This is a genomic window from Streptomyces sp. NPDC026589, assembly GCF_040638385.1.
In the GTDB taxonomy this organism is placed as follows: Bacteria; Actinomycetota; Actinomycetes; order Streptomycetales; family Streptomycetaceae; genus Streptomyces.
On sequence record NZ_JBEZYG010000071.1, the window covers coordinates 1 to 1,379 of the forward strand.

The following is a 1,379-nucleotide window of genomic DNA, read 5'->3' on the forward strand; positions in this document are numbered from 1 at the left end:
GTGGCTTGAGTGGCCCGCTGTCGCGGGCGGCTGGCTACAGGGAGGGGCTGGGGTCCGTGGTGATCCGACGGGCCAGCGGTCTGACCCGTCGGACGGTGCATCAGATGCTCGCCCCATGTAGAGATTGGGAATCTCCCCTACCCCCTCCCCCGAGAGGGACAGGGCGTGCATCACGATGCACGCCCTGTGTAGGGATTGGGTTTCTGCCTTACCCCCGGGCCGTGCATCCGGGGTGCCGGAACGGCGACGGCGGATTTCCCTTCCGGTCGCGAAGGTGGGACCAGTATTTCACGCCTTCCCATCCGCATCGGTCGCAGGAGAGGAGCCAGGGGTTATCTGCTCCAGGGTATCCGCCGAGGGGGGCCATTGGAGGTCTGAGAGGCCCTGTACGGCCGTCAGGGCGGCAGTGCGGTTGTGCGGCTTGTCCATTCGCGGATGGAGAAGGGGCGCGGGTCCGCTGCCCTTCTCCGCGATGCTGGCTTTCGGGGCTTCTTGGTGCGGCGCGATTCGTCCGGCGTCGAATTCGTCGCAGAGATACCGGGCGGCGGCGTCCTTTCCGGTTGATCCGGCGGATACGCGGATCTCGGTTTCCAGTCCTGCGGGAGTGGCGATCCATGCGCGGTGCCAACGGAATACGTACCCGATGAATTGGTCGGTCAGGAGGACGGGGTAGCGGCATTCGGTGTCTGGGGTGCCGAACGTGTGGCGCTGCTGGGGTGCTGGGGTCATCACGGGTCCTTGTGGGGTTTGTGGTGGGCCGGGGCGGGGCGTGCCTCGCCCCGGCCCACCGGGGGGCTAGAGGTGGATTACGGGGGCGTCTGCGTATTCGGTGTCCGGGTCCGGCGGGATGGGCTCGCCGGTGGTCGGGTCGGTGCAGTAGGCGTTGAATGTTTCTGCGCGGTTGAGCGGGATGGGGTCGCCGTCCGTGAATTTCCATCCGCGTACGGTGGCCCTTTCGCCTGCGGTGCGCATTGCGAGTCCGCTGGGGTGGGCTCCCGAGATTGCGATGGCGAGCAGTTCGCAGAACTCTTCGAGGTGGCTCAGGCTTGCGGCCATTCCTTCGTCGTCCTGAATGAAGGGGAACACTTCGTATGCTGTCCCGCCCATGCCGGTAACGGCGAGCGTGAGGCTGTGCGTTCCTTCTCCTGCTTCTTCGGTGAGCTTGTCGAAGATGTCGAGTGCACGGTTACGGTTTTGATCACTCGGAATGCGGAGGAGAATCCCCATGGTCCTTTTCCTCTTTCTGGCTTTTGGGTGGTGGTGAGGGGGCGGCGGGGTTTTTTTCCCGCCGCCCGGGGTGGGGTTACTTCCGGTTGCGCTGGCCGGGGATCTTGGCGTCGAGGAGCGTCATGTGGAGCTTGAGGAGCGTGGAGAGCTGG

2 protein-coding genes are annotated in these 1,379 nt (G+C 65.3%); both read right to left on the bottom strand.

Annotated elements, in window-relative coordinates:
• Nucleotides 1-288: 288 nt before the first annotated feature.
• Nucleotides 289-729: a hypothetical protein gene (locus AB0F29_RS41545; protein WP_361884198.1), complete on the bottom strand. Its 441-nt coding sequence runs from the start codon at nucleotides 727-729 to the stop codon at nucleotides 289-291.
• A gap of 66 nt (nucleotides 730-795) precedes the next feature.
• Nucleotides 796-1,227 carry a hypothetical protein gene (locus tag AB0F29_RS41550; RefSeq protein ID WP_361884200.1) on the bottom strand — a complete coding sequence of 144 codons (432 nt, stop codon included), beginning with the start codon at nucleotides 1,225-1,227 and terminating at the stop codon, nucleotides 796-798.
• Between the last annotated feature and the right edge of the window lie 152 nt (nucleotides 1,228-1,379).